The following is a 15,707-nucleotide window of genomic DNA, read 5'->3' on the forward strand; positions in this document are numbered from 1 at the left end:
GAAGAATTCGATGAGAGTCCAAATTTTGACGCTAAATAACGTTCAAATATTCGGTGATATGGCAGTTTCCGCCCTTCCAAATAGCTATCGTTCTCGACTCTCCGATATGCTCAATAATTCTCGAAAATTCATTGTGTTGACGGACGTAGAAATCCACCAACCGGGACAGCCGCTCACGCAAATGTCTTCTCTATGCATTAACAAGCCTGCGATCGCCTTTTTATGTGAGGCAGAGATGTCACCTATTTCATCTCACACTTGGGAAACTGATTTTGTCTCAGCAGGTGTAGCCTGACGACTATGGCAAACTTACTCCAACCTTTAGAGGAAATACATCATGAAAAGCATAACTACTAAAATCAAACAGGCAATTTGGGCAGTTCCCTTCTGTCTCACTGTCCTCTCACCGCTTTCCGCCCACGCCTTAACCGTTGAAGAGGTTCCTAATCCGCAACAGCTAAATGGCACTTGGGTAACAGATATGGCAGATATTCTCAGTCAGGATACGGAACGCCAACTCAATCAAATGATTTCCGAGTTGGAAATTGAAAATGGTACAGAAATTGCAGTGGTGACTGTACCTGAAACCTCTCCCGCCCCATCACCCAAAGCGTTTACAACTGAGTTGTTCAATCACTGGGGGATTGGCAAAGCTGATGAAGACAACGGTGTACTGTTTTTGATTTCCATAAGCGATCGTCGCGTCGAGATTGAAACCGGATATGGTATCGAACCAATTTTACCTGATGCCCAGGTGGGTCAGATTATCGAAACTAAAATTACTCCACCTTTTAAGCAAGGTAACTTTGACGCCGGGACATTAGCCGGAACCAAAGCATTGGTTGTTCACTTAGGGGATGAAGCCACTACAAGCGATGCTACCCAAACGTTATCAGCAAATAGAGAAACGACCAACAGTACGACGGCTGTATCTTCATCTCAACTATCTAGTGAAGAAACATTTTCTGGAGGGACGTTGCAATCATTACTTCTATTTATAGGAGTACCTGTGGGAATCATAGTTCTGTTCGCCGCGAATCGCAATAGGAACTCTTCTTCCAAGCGTCGTTCTTCCGGTGGCGGTGTCAGTGTTGGTTCCAGTAGTGGCGGTAGTTGCAGTAGTGGCGGTAGTTGCAGTAGTGGCGGCGGTTCCAGTGGTGGTGGTGGTGCTGGCGGTGGTTTCTAATCTCATGTTCGCTTGGATCATTACAGGTTTTGACTGCCTCAAGTCGATAACAGATGCTGGCTAAATGTGTGAAACATTATTCCTCAAATTGACCTTTTGCAGACAATCTAGGAGTTAACCGTGAATAAGAAACAGACAACTCAGCTTCAAAAAATTACAGCTTTCCCCCATAACCTCATCAATATCAACAGTTTATCGGAGATAAAAACAATGAAACCTTTGGCACGTCAACTCAAACAAATGATTTGGACAGTTCCAGTTTGTCTAACCATTTTCTCCCCTCTGGCTGCCCAAGCCCTAACCGTTGAAGAAAGCACATTCAACGAAACAAAAGCCTTGGTTACTGAAACGAGTCCTGTCGTCGCGAGTAATACTACATCTCCTGAGCAACAAGACAGTATTTATAAGTCGTCTAACGAGGCTTTGCTGGCACTACTCATCCTATTGGGCGTACCTGTTGGAGTGCTGATTCTAGCCCTAAATAGCGATAACAGTTCTAGTAGTGGTCGTTCTAGTAGTGGTCGTTCTTCGAGTAGTGGTCGTTCTTCGAGTAGTGGCTACAGTGGCTACAGTGGTGGCGGCGATTCCGGTGGTGGCGGTAGTTCTAGTGGTGGCGGCTTTGGCGGCGGTGACAGTGGCGGTGGCGGTGCTGGCGGTGGTTTCTAAACGGAATGAATACCGCTTCGTAGTTGCCCAAAGCGTGCCATAAGCAAGTTAAGCGCTGACTACAAACTCTTACATCTAACATCATCAGTTTGTAGTGGCGCTGTCTTCGCCATCAGCGATCGCATCATTTTCTACCAACCCTTAAGTTAGTCAATCAACACTATCAAGTTGTAAAGAAATATTACAACAATCAACCTCTCGCATAAAAGCCAAGACTCAATAGCGAGTAAGAGACAGACGACGCAGGTTCAAGAATTTACAGCGTTCTCACATAACCCAATCAACATCAAGTTTTTTCGGAGATTGAAATCATGAAATCTTTTGCCCCTAAACTAAAACAGATGCTTTGGACAGTTCCATTTTGTCTTACAGTTTTTTCACCCATTGCGGCACAAGCATTAACAGTTGAAAACGTTACCAAGTCGCAACCAGTGAATAGCGGTTTTGCCACAGAAATGGCAGCGATTGTTAGTGAAAACACCGACAACCAAATCAATCCGATTAATTCCGATTTGCCGACTGCTCAAACGAATACTGGAGTCGCTAGTAATACTACGTCTTTAGAGTCCCAATCTAAGATCTATAAATCCTCTGGAGAAGGTTTACTGGCATTGCTCCTACTATTAGGCGTGCCAACGGTCGTGATTTTTATAATCGCCAATAGTAATGGCAGTTCTTCGAGTCGTCGTTCTTCGAGTCGTCGTTCTTCAACTTCAAGTAGTAGTTACACAGGCGGCGGTTACACGGGCGGTGATTCCGGTGGCGGTGGCTACAGTGGTGGCGGCGATTCCGGTGGTGGTAGTTTTAGTGGCGGTGACAGTGGCGGTGGTGGCGCTGGCGGTGGTTTCTAAGTAGCCTATTTTGATCAAGATTCCCCCTTCTTAATAACCCAAAATACCTGTAGTCCAGAGTGTAGGGGCGACCCGCTTGCACTACTTAAATACTCTATTCCATTCAATTAAGTTGGGTCGCCCTCTGCTCAAATTTGTTGTCATTACGACCTGAACAAAACGACATCGACATTTGAATCAACATCCGGACTCGATACCTCTCCAGTTTTTAACCAATAGCCAGCACATAATAATTAATTTTTTCAAATTTTGGATACAAATGCTTATGAAAGTTATAAAAGTTAAACGTCTAATTTTAGCAAATCTGTTTTGTCTAGCGCTTCTCCTATTCCCTTGTGTGAGTCATGCGTTAAATATACATGATGTTCCCAATCCGCAACAATCCAATGGCACTTGGGTGACGGATATGGCAAATATTCTCAGTGATTCGACAGAAACTAAACTTAATCAAATGATTAATGACTTAGAATCAAAAAACGGTACAGAAATTGCTGTAGTTACTGTGCCAGAAACAGCCCCATCAGCTTCACCCAAAGCGTTTACAACAGAGTTATTTAATCACTGGGGAATTGGCAAAGCCAATGAAGATAATGGTGTACTATTTTTGGTTTCAGTCGGCGATCGTCGCGTTGAAATTGAAACCGGTTATGGGATTGAACCAATTTTACCGGATGCTAAAGTTGGTAACATCATTGAGAATCAGATTACACCCCGATTCAAACAAGGCGATTTTGATGGTGGTGTGTTGGCAGGAACAAACGCGCTGGTGAGTGTTTTGCACAGTGGCAGTACTCATGCTATGTACCCAGTTGATACTATAACTCTGCCTCAGCGAGGTGTTATTTTACTAATTAGTATATGTGCTATCTTGTTGTCATGGTTTGAATACCACCAGTTCAAGAAAATTAGTGCTCCAATTTTGCTCAAACCCACGGGACGATCGCGCCTCCATGGTGTCAGTGATCCTAAGCAGAAAGCTTATCTAATCGCCTATATTGGTATAGTTTTGGCTACGTTGTCTTTGGGACTATTACTGGTCGTCATTTCTCCTAAAGTCTTTAGTATGAAAGTTGCAATTGGCTGGTTAATTTTTAGTGTAATTATTGGCTTTCCAATTGCTATCTTATTAACAAAAAAATATTACGTTCCACCATCTTGGCGTTGTAGCGATTGCGGTTTACCATTGAAAAGAGTGCGACCAAGCTTGGTTCCCTCTTTCCTCACCAAACCCGAAAAAGTGGCTCGAAATTTAGGCAGCGTGAAATTTGAAGGTTGGGAATGTCGTCCCTGTAGCCAGAAGATGCGGTTGCGGTTAATACATATCCGGGCTTATGTGGTTGATTCTCGTTCTTACATACAATGCCCAATATGTCAAGAATTAACAATGAAACACAGTGAAACAACAATTACATCTCCGACTGAATATAGCACGGGTGAACGTCGCATTATCGATGACTGCAAATGTTGTGATTATTACAAAGAGAAGATAGAAACTATCCCAAGTTTGCCTTCCAGTTCACACAGCAGTTCAAGTGACAGCAGCTCAAGTGACAGCAGTTCTAGCAGTAGTAGCGATTTTGGTGGCGGTGATAGTGGCGGCGGTGGTGCAGGTGGAGATTGGTAATTTTATGAAATTGTTGATTGAAATGGGAGCAAGTCATGAATAAATTAAACGGGGGAATACCTGAAGAAATTGTTCCAGAGGTTCTAGAAATAGCCTCACGAAATTATGCCAATAACAGCCAAGCTTACTCTGCCTCGGAACTCATACAAGCGGGTTCAGAAGCTCAGATTCCAGCGGAGTTTATTCAACAGGCAATTCAAGAGGTGCGATTGCGCCAAAAACGGCGTCAAAAACAACGCAAAATTCTAGCGACAATTGGTGCAAGTATTCTGGCTGTTAGTGCAATTTGGAGTATCTGGACATATAACTCATTTTCCCGCCATGCTTCTGTGGTTCAGGCTAAATGGGCGCAAGTAGAAAATCAACTTCAACGGCGGGCTGATTTGATTCCTAATTTAGTTCGAGTAACTCAAGCTTACACCGAACACGAAAAAGAAATTGTGTCTCTATTGCAGCAATCTCGTCAGGCTTATTTACAAGCGGATACCCCAGAACAAAAAGTGGCGGCTGTCGAAGAAGTGAATGACGCGATTAATCATTTTCAAGACTATGCCGCCAATAATTCTCAGTTACAATCGGGTCAATTATTTACGAACCTTCAGTATGAAATAGCCGGAACCGAAAATCGCCTTGCAGTAGAACGGATGCGTTATAATCAGGCGGTGCAACGGTACAATCAAACGATTCAGCAATTTCCTAACTCGGTTTTGGCAAATGGATTGGGGTTTGAAACGCAGCCCTTTTTCCAAGCGAAAAATACTGAACCTTAAAAAAATTATGGGTGGATAGGGCGGGTTTTGCCTGTTCAATTATTACACGGGTATAAAACTTAATCCCTAAACCCGCCCCTACAGGGATGGGAATTTTTCCCCAATATCAATGGGGCTGTAGACGGGATTACTGAGCAACTTGTCGAGCCTAACACTTAAACTGAACTGTAGGTCATCCATCGTTGTCATGGTATAGACGTTCTGGTGGAACGTCTCTTGCTGTAAATGTCGGAGTATCCATTATTCCTTTGCCGACATGAAATGACTGTGTTATGTTATGGTGTTAATTGACTTGATCTGACCATCACTGACTTAAGTGTTTTCTGACTCGATTGAATAAATTTACAGATTTATCGCCAGTCTATATTAAGTTAGGTAGATAATCCTCAAACCTTTGCATCAGAAAAATGAAGAATGACGAATGACGCTCCCCACCGTTAACTTTAATTTTTTCACCTACTTATCGCCTTCATGCCGTCCTCAAATTACGACTACTTATTTAATACGATTGAAGAGTTAGTGCTGCACCATTCTCCTAGTGGTGCAGAACGAGAAATTGATCAACTGCTAATCAATCGATTGCATGGTTTAGGCGTTGAATCGTGGCAGGATCGAGCCGGGAATATTATTGCTAAAATACCGGGTCAAACCTCTGAGCGCTCAATTGCGATTACCGCCCATAAAGATGAAATTGGCGGTATTGTTAAATCTATAGACGAACAGGGACGGGTGCAAGTCCGCAAACTCGGCGGCTCGTTTCCTTGGGTTTATGGTGAAGGGGTTGTCGATTTATTAGGTGATAATCAAACCCTGAGTGGTATTCTGTCCTTTGGGTCACGTCATGTTTCTCATGAATCTCCCCAAAAAGCGCAACAGGAAACCGCCCCAGTGCGTTGGGAAGAGGTTTGGGTGGAAACTAAATGTACTTTAGCTGAACTTGTCGCCGCCGGGGTGCGATCGGGAACCCGCATGGTTGTGGGTAAACACCGCAAGCGACCCATACGCCTCAAGGATTACATTGCTAGTTATACCTTGGATAACAAAGCCTCTGTCGCGATTCTTTTGAGTCTAGCAGAACAGGTAAAAACTCCAGTTGTGGATACTTATTTAGTGGCGTCGGCGAAGGAAGAAGTTGGCGCAATTGGCGCGTTGTATTTCAGCCAAAATCACTCTCTCGATGCCTTAATTGCCCTAGAAATCTGCCCTCTCTCCTCAGAATACCCAATTGAAGATGGGGAAGCACCCGTGCTGTTGTCTCAGGATGGCTACGGGATTTACGATGAAGGGCTCAACTGGGAACTGCGACAGGCGGCGAATGGGATTGGTGTTCCCTTACAGCTTGCCACGATTAGTGGGTTTGGTAGTGATGCGTCTATTGCCATGAAATTTGGTCATGTTGCTCGCGCCGCCTGCTTGAGTTTCCCGACGCAAAACACCCACGGCTATGAGGTGGCTCATTTGGGCGCGATCGCTAACTGCATTTCTTTGCTTGATACGTACTGCCAGACTCAGTTTGAGTGATTATCACAACAGGATGACGGGAAACGACTCCATTTATTAAGATACAGTTAAGATAAAATTGTAAGAGTGAAGATTGTGTAAATATAGGTAGTATAGGCTTATTGTAAGCAAGTTTTCTGTATACTAGATAAAAAGCGAAGGACTTAAAAAGCCGTTAGGGCTGAAAAATCAACAAATTCTTTGGGGCAAGTTTCTTATGTTGCACATCATGCTAGGTAGCTCAATTACTATTTACTTGGTAGTAGCTATGCGCTTGTTAAGTAAGTGGATGACTTGTTTACAACAAGATAATACGTTATCGGAAGATGATAAACTTAGCTGCGGAGTTTGTTTCGTTGTCGCCACTATTACGTGGCCCCTATCTGTACCCTACTCCTATCTAAAATTATTGGAAGGTCAAAATACTATTTCCCAAAACTCCTGATCAAGTTGAGTGTTTTTTGAAAAGACGTGGCAAGCCGGAAGTTCTGGGAATGGATTATAAACTAAAAATCCCATCAAGCCGCCATGCACAAAGCCGTCAACTAATTTCTTTCAGCCCCTTCTGATAAAATCACTTCAAAATATTGTCGGGGCGGATTTATACGCTCAGGAGAGTTCATAACTGATAACCTAACCACAAAACCCACCTTTAGTCAAACGTCAAAAAACATGAGGATGAGTAGCGAAGATTCTATGGTTTGACTAGAAATAAGAGGAGTCGCGTCTCTACTGCGTACCGTTTCGATTACAGGAGCAGTGCTCTAATACAGCGCAGCATAAATAAAGCGACCATTCGCGCTTGAGGGAAATGCTGTCAATGTAAGCGTTTTGAATTTTGAATTTTGAATTTCCAAAAAGCGGTACTAGCGCGTTGTGTCATCGTAGCCAAACTCTATCGTTATGGGGACAGAGATCGCCCCCAAAGACTGCCAAAATTGAAAAATAAGTGACCAACGCTTAGAGGAAAATAGAGGAAAATAATATGACGGCTACCTTAAGATCACCTCAATCCATAGAGTCCTGGTTGGGTGAAGAGGCAGACAATCTGTTGACGTACAACGCCAAAGTGGATAAACGTCTGTTACATCTACCCAGTCCAGACTGGGTGGAACGGATTTTTGCCGATAGCGATCGCCCTACCCCAGTGTTGCGTAGCCTTCAGCAGATCTATTCAAGCGGACGCCTTGCCAATACGGGTTATCTATCTATCCTACCGGTAGACCAAGGGATTGAACATTCCGCCGCCGCGTCTTTTGCTCCGAACCCGGTATATTTTGACCCGGAAAACATCATCAAACTTGCCCTCGAAGGCGGTTGTAATGCTGTTGCTACGACGTTAGGGGTTTTGGGCATGGTTTCCCGCAAGTATGCCCACCGCATCCCCTTCATTGCTAAACTGAACCACAATGAAATGCTGACATATCCGAATCGATATGATCAGCTTATGTTTGCCAGTGTCGAGCAAGCCTGGAACTTAGGCGCCGTAGCTGTTGGTGCTACGATTTACTTTGGGTCCGAGGAATCGAGCCGCCAAATCGAGGAAGTGAGTCGAGCATTTGCCCGCGCCCACGAGTTGGGAATGGCAACGATCCTGTGGTGCTATTTACGCAATAGCGTTTTTAAGCAAGATAAAGATTATCATCTTTCTGCTGATCTCACGGGTCAAGCTAATCATCTTGGCGTTACCATTGAAGCCGATATTATTAAGCAGAAACAGCCCGAATGCAACAATGGCTATGGTGCGGTTGCCAAAGCTACAGGCGAGAAATATGGCAGAACGGATGATCGGGTCTACTCTGAACTCACGACTGATCACCCCATTGATCTGACTCGTTATCAAGTTCTCAACTGCTATGCAGGTCGTGCAGGTTTGATTAATTCTGGGGGTTCATCAGGGAAAAATGATTTCGCCCAAGCTGTTCGCACTGCTGTAATTAATAAACGGGCTGGCGGTTGTGGATTGATTTCTGGACGCAAGACATTCCAGCGACCTTTTGAGGAAGGCGTTAAGCTGTTCCACACGATTCAGGATGTTTATTTGTCTGGTGATGTGACTATTGCTTAATCCTGAGTTGCATTTAAACCTTGGTCGGGGCGGGTTTAGTTACATCTGTTGTGAGAGAAGACACGATAATTGTGAAACCCGCCCCTACACAAACGAGGACGGGAACCTCATCGCTTCATAGCGTCGCTCAAATTCTTTTCAGGTTAAGCGATCGCCATTTTCTAGGGGCGGTAGGTTGGACATCGCCTGGGATTTGCGAGCTGTATGGGTTTGGGAGTTTTTGACCGCCATAGAACAAGACCTTTTAAGCGCTACTGTCAGTATAAATAAATGTCTGGTGAATTTAGATTGACATAGATTCTCATACCTCAATATGCCCAACAAAACTTTACAAGCCCGTTTAGATCGCTTTATCCACACTCCCCAAACTGAACTGGCGCTGATCCTGCTCATTCTGCTTTCCGTAATTCTCGTGATTGCGGAAGTCACGCTTGACAGTAAAGATCAACCTTATAAACTCGTCTACCTGACTCAAGAACTACTCACCGGCATCTTTATTATCGAGTTGACAATCCGCTATTTTGCTGCTAAGAAAAAACGCCGTTTCTTCCGCCACTATTGGTTAGACATTATTGCCGTATTGCCCCTATTGCGAGCATTTCGCCTGTTGCGGGTTTTGCGCCTCTTACGGCTATTGCGGGTGGGAATCTTGTTAAATCAGAATTTAAACCGTCTTGGCTCTACCTTAGCCACGAGTATTGGTGTCCAGATTGGCGTATTGCTGGTTGTCGGGTTAATTATTTTAGTCGGCGCGATCGCGATTCACTTGCTAGAAGGTTTTAACAATCCTGATTTCGCCTCTGTGAAGGATTCCCTCTGGTGGAGCTTTTTTACCCTTGTATCCGGAGAACCCATCGGCGGCGAACCCCAAACCGATGCGGGACGATTGGTTACACTCATGGTAATTCTGGGTGGCTTGACGATGTTTGCCATGTTTACGGGCGTCGTTTCCGCCGTCATGGTACAACGATTGAGAACAGTGATGGAAATCAAACATTGGGAATTGGACGAACTACGAGATCATATTGTTATCTGTGGCTGGAATCGCAGTGGACATCTCCTGATTGAGCAACTACAAGCTGATCCGATTTTAAAACACCATCCGATTGTAGTGGTTGCTGAATTTATCCAAACACCGGAACGAGAACTCAAACATGTTAATCATTCCCAAATTTATTTCTATACGGGGGATTACACAACAATCGATGTACTCGAAGCGGTAGGAATTTATCATACCTCACGCGCTATTTTGTTGGCGGATGCAACCCATCCTCGCAGCGATCAGGATCGGGATGCACGGACAGTTTTAGCCGCATTAACCATTGAAAAGCTCCATCCAGGTATCTATACCTGCGCTCAACTTCTTGATGGCAAAAATAATGTACAACTGCGAGTAGCGGGGGTGGAAGATGTGATTGTCGCTGATGAATTGGCGAGTCATTTAATGGCTACCTCAGTCCGAAATTGGGGTTCTGTGGATATGTTAGCGGAATTGCTCACCGTGCAGATGGGGAACCAAATCTATAAAATTTCCCTACCCCAGCAATGGAATGGTATTTCATTTTGGAATGCCGCTCAATGGCTAAAAGAGGAGCTAGATAGTATTTTAGTCGCTGTGGAACGGCAAACTGGCGGGCGTCGAGAGACTCTGGTTAATCCACCCAAAGATGAGCAACTAATATCTGGCGATTGCTTGATTGTGATTGCTCGCCATCAACCCCAAATTGAGAAAGTAGGGGTTTGGTTACCAAACCCCTAAACCCCTAGGTTTGGTAACCAAACCCCTACTACTAATCAACATCGGGCTGGAATAGGAGCAGGCGTAGAGACAGGGGGAAAGATTTGCATTGATGAATGGGCAACTGATAGCCTAACTCGAGTTCCTACAGGTAATGGTGTATTTAGGGCGGTGCGAGCATGGAGTTCCTTACCAGAGGGGGTTTGTAGACGATACCGATACTCCCTCCCTAGAAAATGGCGATCGCGAATCAAGACGGGTGCATCATTATCGGGTTTGAGAATCACGTTTTCTTCGAGCAGCATTAATTCCCCACAATCAGGAATGGCGTCATTGGGGAATTGGGTGTTATCGTGACATTCTCCATTCCCGATTTCAAACGAACCCACCTCAGTTTCCCATAACTGTCCCCGACGACGGGCGGGTAAGAAATTGGCTTGGGTGACGAATTCGGCGACAAAACGAGAGGCTGGATTGGTATAAATTTTTTCGGGGGTTCCCAACTGTTCTAGACATCCAGCCTGCATGACTCCTACTTGATCACAGATGGATAGGGCTTCTTCTCTGTCGTGGGTGACAAAAATTGCTGATGTGCCAATCTCTTTGAGGATTGATCGCACGTCTTGGCGCAACCGCAGACGCACTTGTACATCCAGATTACTCAGAGGTTCATCTAACAAGATTAAACTGGGACGCGGTGCTAACGCCCGGGCGAGGGCGACTCGCTGCTGTTGTCCTCCCGATAGTTCGTGGGGGTAGCGTTTCTCTAATCCTGATAATCCTACCAGTGCGATCGCGTCAGCCGTATTTTTCTTGATGGATGTCCGACTCATCCCACTGCGGCGGTTTTTCAAGCCAAAGCCTACATTCTCCGCCACATTCAGGTGAGGGAACAAGGCGTAGTCTTGAAACACCATACCCGTGTTCCGCTGTTCTGGGGGTATCCAATACCCCGAACCCGCAACCGGACGTCCAGCCAAGACGACTAGTCCCGACTGAGGACGCTCAAACCCTGCTACTATCCGCAGTAGAGTCGTTTTGCCACAGCCAGACGGACCCAATAACCCCAGTAAATCACCTTGACACAAAGTTAGTGTCACACGATCAACGGCTGGAGTTGTATGTTGATCATAGTGCTTGGTAATGTCCTCTAAATGTAGAATTGCTGCTTGTTCCATAAGAGTGTTTGAGTTTTGACCCTTCACTTCGCCCATAGGGCACGGCGCTTGTGTAGGGGCGGGTTTCACTACTATCGTTTTTGACCTCACAAAAGATGTGACTAAACCCGCCCTGAGCGATTTGTATAGGGATTCTTTTCACTACTATCGTTTCTTACATCCCCCTGCTTCCCCTGCTCCCCCTGCTCCCCCTGCTCCCCCTTTTCTCATCTCCCCATCTCCCCATCTCCCTACTTTTTACGGCTAGGAAGCCGCCAGCAGTCCTCCAGCCAAGAGGCTAGATCTCGGCGTGGTACGGTTAGCTGTCTGACCACACTCCACAGTTGAATCGCCGTCACCGGATCATGAATCTCAGCCGTGAGTGGCTGGTTCATCCCGCAGTGACTTGTAATCGAGAGTTCCTGTAAACGGCGGTAAACTTGCCACCGAGCGGCTTGATTAATTTCAATCACTTGACCAGTTTTGGGTTGAAAACTCCAGGAATTCATTTTTCGCTCAAAATGCAATATATTATCATTAATATCTGTTGCCAGACATTAAATTTTTCATGAGAACTGCTATGAGAGGGAGTTTTAGCCAGATTTCACTCCCGTATCTTAGTTTAAGCGAGACGGGAACCAAATGCTAATCTTTCTCAATTGATTGGCTAAAAGACAATGATGGCGGTATAGTAATCCTCCTCCTCCAAGCAAGCTACATTGTTCATTGCGATAGAATTTAGCCCTAATCGACAACGAACAGGTGGCGTGGTTACACCTAAGCAAGATGGCGTGGCACACCTAAGCAAGATAGATGACGCTTACGCCCGGAAACTGTAGGGGCGCAAAGGATGGTGTCCGATTTAACCGTAAAATCGATTCGAGTACTTTAACTGTGTCAAAAGCGACCTGTAGGAGCAAATTTCACAGAAATTTAATATTTATCCGATTAGATTTCATCAAAACTATACCCAATTGGCTGAGGTTCGGCTGCACAATAGAGAAAGCGAAAGCACCCTGCCTGAAAAAACCCTATATAAAGGCAGATCAATGAACCCGTGAAGCCCTGACAGGGTAAGCTCACATTCTTGTTTAGACTTCGGTCTTAAATGGGAATGTGGGCTTACCTGATTTAAGTAAAATTTGTGGGTATTCCGTACTTAGTTCTTCAAATATCTGATAACGAGTATATTTTACTACCCCAACTCTTCAACTAAATCTATCGGTTAAAAATTCTGCGGAGTCTTCAGCATAAAAACCAAATGGGTTGGCTGATTGATCCAGATGAACAGACGGTATTTGTCTATTTACCGCAGCAACAACCCCAAGTGTTTGACCAACCCCAGGAGTTGCTTCCGGTTCCAGCTTTTGCCCGTGAATTTAAACTCACGTTAGGTGATCTATTTGGCTGGTTATTAGAATAGGAATATAGGAGAGTTTGTCGTCAAAATTTGCCTCGCTTATGGCACTAAAGTGCCTACTACAAACCTTCATGTCACGTCTTGAATAAGCTTTTCCAAATAAGTTTGAGCTTCATCAGGCGACATCATTAACGCCTTACCTTGACGCAGAATTTCATATTTACCTTTGTGATAACCATGACCCGCAATTAGCCCTAGCTGAACCGCTTGATTTCCCAATTGTGTCAACTTGTTAATACTAATCCCCTCTAACTCTTGATTAAGTTTTTGTCTGATAATATCTTCGTTCATCGTGTTCTCAAGGATAAAGGATAACCAACTCTATACGGTCAGAACCAATCAACAATGAATCTTTTAAATCGATATCCGAGGACCCACATACTGATTAAACGTTGGACTATCCGGTTCAGTATCCACGATTAGCTGACTTTCTGCACCGTCAACCAACAAGCGGACTAAATAGCGTCCTCCTTTCATCCGTTCAACGGGGAAAGAAACCCAAATTACATCGGTCTGACGAGGAGAAGCTTCAAATAGATAAGCAGCGGGTTGATTCGTGTCAATTTCATTGAGGGCTAGCAGGACACGCTGCTTTTTACCTATAGTTAAATTGGATCGTACCCGTACTTCCGCAGACCGTAGGTCTTCATCATCAATCTCTTTTTTGGATACCGTAGTTTTGGTAACCGTGGGACGAATTACCAAGGGGGATACATTCGACTGAATACTGGAGACAAAGGTTTGGGGCTGATTAACAGTTTGCATCTGACCCCCATTACCACTTGCCTGACTCATCCCATTATTCGAGGTGGGTGGCATCACTTTGGCAAGACGATGCACCACCTGGAGACTATGCATCCCCGCCTGTAAAGACTCAGGTGGTATGGAGGAAAGGGGTAATGTAATTTGGGTTTCGGTGATTTCGCTGGGGATGACTTCGGTTTCCCCAATCCAGACTTGGGTAATATCGCTTTTTAAGTGGTTCCCTTGAATTAAGACAGTACTATCTGCGAGAATGGGTTCTAATCGTCCATCTTGGGGAATTATCCGATCAATCTTAGGCTGATTGGTAAAGGGAACAATCCCATCCAAGGAACGAGCGCGTACCGGCAGAGGTCTCTTACCTGCTTCTTGCCCTTCGAGCATAATCACCCTAGCCCGATACGCCACCGATAGCAGATAAGTGGTTTGAAAAAAAGCTGACCAGGCTTTGGATAAGTCTTCTAAGGAAAGATCAAGGGGCCACAGGGAGATTTCTTGGATTTGATCCGGTAAGTCAGACTCTAATAAATAGCGATAGGTAGAATCGTTGAGAGTCTGCTGAATCTTCTCTTGTTTTAGGGTACGCCAGTCATTGAGTCCACGCATCACACTACCCATCAACCGTTGGGGTTGTAAGTCGGCGTCATTGCCGTAGAAACTAATCATGTAGTGTAAGTCTAGGGCAGTTTGCGATCGCTTGGCAGCTGGATTCATCCGACTACGGGCTTGGACTTCAGCCTGTTGACGCCAAGTATGGTTAATCTGAACCTGGTATAGAAAGACATTCACACCAACTTGGGGAGTCGCTGTTCCCACTTCATTGGGTCGTAGTGTGGTTACTGTTGCCCCATTAATATCGTCCTGAATCGCCGTCTGTACGATTCGTTGTAATGTTGCGGTGACGGTAGCAATGGCTAGATGGTTACTCATGATGACTCAGACGTTTCCACGGTTGATGGTTGACAGTTGGCATTTAACCTGCTATGGCATTCTTGAAGTAACTGACCTGATCCACAGGGACAGGGGCGATCGCTAATACCTTGAGCAAATAAGGGATTGAATGAAGGTAGATCATCAAAATAACCGACTGGTGGCTCAGCATCTACAAGAACTTTAGCTCGGTCTAACTGAGGGATACACTCAATCAACCGTGACCCTATTTTTACCTGAACAGCGGTTTCTGACAAGAGGAAGGCAAATTGATGGTCATTTTGCAACACTTGGATTCGTTCTAGGATTTCCGGCGAATTCAGTGGCGGACTATTCGTCGCCAGTACAACGGTATTCCCCCCCTCTAAGGGAAAGAGATAAACCTGGGCAAATACTGCCTGAATCGTCTTCACTTTGTCGGCATAAAACCGTTCTCGTTGAAACAGATTAACCGCCAAAACTCCATTCTCTGACAGGTGATTTTGGCAGAGTTGATAAAATTCCTGAGTGGCTAAGCGATAGGGCGTGTAACCGTTACCGATAATGGCGTCGGTGAAAATTATATCGTAACAAACATCAGGTTCCTGCTTCGCGAGATAGTCTCGTCCATCTTGCAGGGTAACCTTGAGACGTTCATCAAAAGGTACACCAAAAAATTCCGTAGCTATCTCAATAAAAAGGGGTTCAATTTCCGTACATTCAATTTGAACGTGGGGAAAGTAATGATGTAAAACCGAAGGAATTCGACCTCCGCCAAATCCAGCGCAATAGACTCGTTTCGGTTCAGGTTGCCAAACTAAACTTAACAGCATGGCTTGGCTGTAAGGAGAGATTAAGTTAAGCGGCTCATTGAAATCAAGCTGAGATTGCACCAAGTCTGAGGTTAAATAATCCCGGTCAATCAGGGCAACTCGGATCACAGATTTGCTTTTTTCTACCATGACAAAGTGAACCCCGGATGGCGCCAAAAGTAAACATCCGTCGGGTTGAGCTTGTAGCCAATCTAGTCGTTTGTCATTTGTCATTTGTCAAGAA

General features: G+C 44.9%; 14 protein-coding genes and 1 pseudogene. 10 read left to right on the plus strand and 5 right to left on the minus strand.

Annotation, left to right across the window (positions count from 1 at the left end; translation table 11 throughout):
• The first annotated feature begins 10 nt into the window (after window positions 1-10).
• The 9 genes from ACLGGO_RS11380 (at window position 11) to ACLGGO_RS11420 (ending at window position 10,424) form a co-directional block, all read left to right on the plus strand.
• Window positions 11-295: a DUF6812 domain-containing protein gene (locus ACLGGO_RS11380; protein ID WP_446349945.1), complete on the plus strand. Its 285-nt coding sequence runs from the start codon at window positions 11-13 to the stop codon at window positions 293-295.
• A 42-nt stretch (window positions 296-337) separates the two neighbouring features.
• Window positions 338-1,186 carry a TPM domain-containing protein gene (locus tag ACLGGO_RS11385; RefSeq protein ID WP_446419397.1) on the plus strand — a complete coding sequence of 283 codons (849 nt, stop codon included), beginning with the start codon at window positions 338-340 and terminating at the stop codon, window positions 1,184-1,186.
• 120 nt (window positions 1,187-1,306) lie between these two features.
• Window positions 1,307-1,852, plus strand: a complete 546-nt coding sequence (locus tag ACLGGO_RS11390) for a hypothetical protein (protein ID WP_446419398.1) — start codon at window positions 1,307-1,309, stop codon at window positions 1,850-1,852.
• Window positions 1,853-2,163: 311 nt separating this feature from the next.
• Window positions 2,164-2,703: a hypothetical protein gene (locus tag ACLGGO_RS11395; RefSeq protein ID WP_446419399.1), complete on the plus strand. Its 540-nt coding sequence runs from the start codon at window positions 2,164-2,166 to the stop codon at window positions 2,701-2,703.
• Between the two features lie 265 nt (window positions 2,704-2,968).
• Window positions 2,969-4,327: a TPM domain-containing protein gene (locus tag ACLGGO_RS11400; protein ID WP_446419400.1), complete on the plus strand. Its 1,359-nt coding sequence runs from the start codon at window positions 2,969-2,971 to the stop codon at window positions 4,325-4,327.
• A gap of 35 nt (window positions 4,328-4,362) precedes the next feature.
• On the plus strand, window positions 4,363-5,097 hold the full coding sequence (locus ACLGGO_RS11405; RefSeq protein ID WP_446419401.1) for a LemA family protein: 735 nt from the start codon (window positions 4,363-4,365) through the stop codon (window positions 5,095-5,097).
• 471 nt (window positions 5,098-5,568) lie between these two features.
• Window positions 5,569-6,618 carry a M42 family metallopeptidase gene (locus ACLGGO_RS11410; RefSeq protein WP_446419402.1) on the plus strand — a complete coding sequence of 350 codons (1,050 nt, stop codon included), beginning with the start codon at window positions 5,569-5,571 and terminating at the stop codon, window positions 6,616-6,618.
• 964 nt (window positions 6,619-7,582) lie between these two features.
• Window positions 7,583-8,665 carry a class I fructose-bisphosphate aldolase gene (locus ACLGGO_RS11415; protein ID WP_446419403.1) on the plus strand — a complete coding sequence of 361 codons (1,083 nt, stop codon included), beginning with the start codon at window positions 7,583-7,585 and terminating at the stop codon, window positions 8,663-8,665.
• 313 nt (window positions 8,666-8,978) lie between these two features.
• Window positions 8,979-10,424: a potassium channel family protein gene (locus ACLGGO_RS11420; RefSeq protein WP_446419404.1), complete on the plus strand. Its 1,446-nt coding sequence runs from the start codon at window positions 8,979-8,981 to the stop codon at window positions 10,422-10,424.
• A 35-nt stretch (window positions 10,425-10,459) separates the two neighbouring features.
• Here ACLGGO_RS11420 and ACLGGO_RS11425 read toward each other — a convergent pair whose 3' ends face one another.
• Together ACLGGO_RS11425 and ACLGGO_RS11430 are read right to left on the minus strand one after the other, a co-directional pair.
• Complete coding sequence (locus ACLGGO_RS11425; protein WP_446419405.1) at window positions 10,460-11,581, minus strand: ABC transporter ATP-binding protein; 1,122 nt, start codon at window positions 11,579-11,581, stop codon at window positions 10,460-10,462.
• A 230-nt stretch (window positions 11,582-11,811) separates the two neighbouring features.
• Window positions 11,812-12,069 (minus strand): Asr1405/Asl0597 family protein, encoded by a 258-nt coding sequence (locus ACLGGO_RS11430; protein ID WP_446334684.1) that lies wholly within the window; start codon window positions 12,067-12,069, stop codon window positions 11,812-11,814.
• A gap of 722 nt (window positions 12,070-12,791) precedes the next feature.
• Here ACLGGO_RS11430 and ACLGGO_RS11435 point away from each other — a divergent pair.
• Window positions 12,792-12,983, plus strand: a pseudogene (locus ACLGGO_RS11435) (Uma2 family endonuclease); the annotation flags it as partial.
• A gap of 66 nt (window positions 12,984-13,049) precedes the next feature.
• Here ACLGGO_RS11435 and ACLGGO_RS11440 read toward each other — a convergent pair.
• The 3 genes from ACLGGO_RS11440 to ACLGGO_RS11450 form a co-directional block, all read right to left on the minus strand.
• Complete coding sequence (locus ACLGGO_RS11440; protein WP_446419406.1) at window positions 13,050-13,271, minus strand: hypothetical protein; 222 nt, start codon at window positions 13,269-13,271, stop codon at window positions 13,050-13,052.
• Window positions 13,272-13,334: 63 nt separating this feature from the next.
• Window positions 13,335-14,672, minus strand: a complete 1,338-nt coding sequence (locus ACLGGO_RS11445; RefSeq protein WP_446419407.1) for a DUF4255 domain-containing protein — start codon at window positions 14,670-14,672, stop codon at window positions 13,335-13,337.
• Complete coding sequence (locus tag ACLGGO_RS11450; RefSeq protein ID WP_446419408.1) at window positions 14,669-15,697, minus strand: fused MFS/spermidine synthase; 1,029 nt, start codon at window positions 15,695-15,697, stop codon at window positions 14,669-14,671. The genes ACLGGO_RS11445 and ACLGGO_RS11450 overlap by 4 nt, the downstream gene beginning before the upstream one ends.
• Between the last annotated feature and the right edge of the window lie 10 nt (window positions 15,698-15,707).

It is taken from the genome of Coleofasciculus sp. (assembly GCF_046565525.1).
Taxonomy (GTDB): Bacteria; Cyanobacteriota; Cyanobacteriia; order Cyanobacteriales; family Coleofasciculaceae; genus Coleofasciculus.

Excerpts from the sequence above, each read along its gene's own strand:
- ACLGGO_RS11400 (WP_446419400.1), top strand. The coding sequence starts at position 2,969 with ATGAAAGTTATAAAAGTTAAACGTCTAATTTTAGCAAATCTGTTTTGT.
- ACLGGO_RS11450 (WP_446419408.1), bottom strand. The coding sequence starts at position 15,697 with ATGACAAATGACAAACGACTAGATTGGCTACAAGCTCAACCCGACGGA.
- ACLGGO_RS11440 (WP_446419406.1), bottom strand. The coding sequence starts at position 13,271 with ATGAACGAAGATATTATCAGACAAAAACTTAATCAAGAGTTAGAGGGG.
- ACLGGO_RS11380 (WP_446349945.1), top strand. The coding sequence starts at position 11 with ATGAGAGTCCAAATTTTGACGCTAAATAACGTTCAAATATTCGGTGAT.
- ACLGGO_RS11405 (WP_446419401.1), top strand. The coding sequence starts at position 4,363 with ATGAATAAATTAAACGGGGGAATACCTGAAGAAATTGTTCCAGAGGTT.
- ACLGGO_RS11385 (WP_446419397.1), top strand. The coding sequence starts at position 338 with ATGAAAAGCATAACTACTAAAATCAAACAGGCAATTTGGGCAGTTCCC.
- ACLGGO_RS11445 (WP_446419407.1), bottom strand. The coding sequence starts at position 14,672 with ATGAGTAACCATCTAGCCATTGCTACCGTCACCGCAACATTACAACGA.
- ACLGGO_RS11415 (WP_446419403.1), top strand. The coding sequence starts at position 7,583 with ATGACGGCTACCTTAAGATCACCTCAATCCATAGAGTCCTGGTTGGGT.
- ACLGGO_RS11410 (WP_446419402.1), top strand. The coding sequence starts at position 5,569 with ATGCCGTCCTCAAATTACGACTACTTATTTAATACGATTGAAGAGTTA.
- ACLGGO_RS11430 (WP_446334684.1), bottom strand. The coding sequence starts at position 12,069 with ATGAATTCCTGGAGTTTTCAACCCAAAACTGGTCAAGTGATTGAAATT.
- ACLGGO_RS11395 (WP_446419399.1), top strand. The coding sequence starts at position 2,164 with ATGAAATCTTTTGCCCCTAAACTAAAACAGATGCTTTGGACAGTTCCA.
- ACLGGO_RS11425 (WP_446419405.1), bottom strand. The coding sequence starts at position 11,581 with ATGGAACAAGCAGCAATTCTACATTTAGAGGACATTACCAAGCACTAT.
- ACLGGO_RS11420 (WP_446419404.1), top strand. The coding sequence starts at position 8,979 with ATGCCCAACAAAACTTTACAAGCCCGTTTAGATCGCTTTATCCACACT.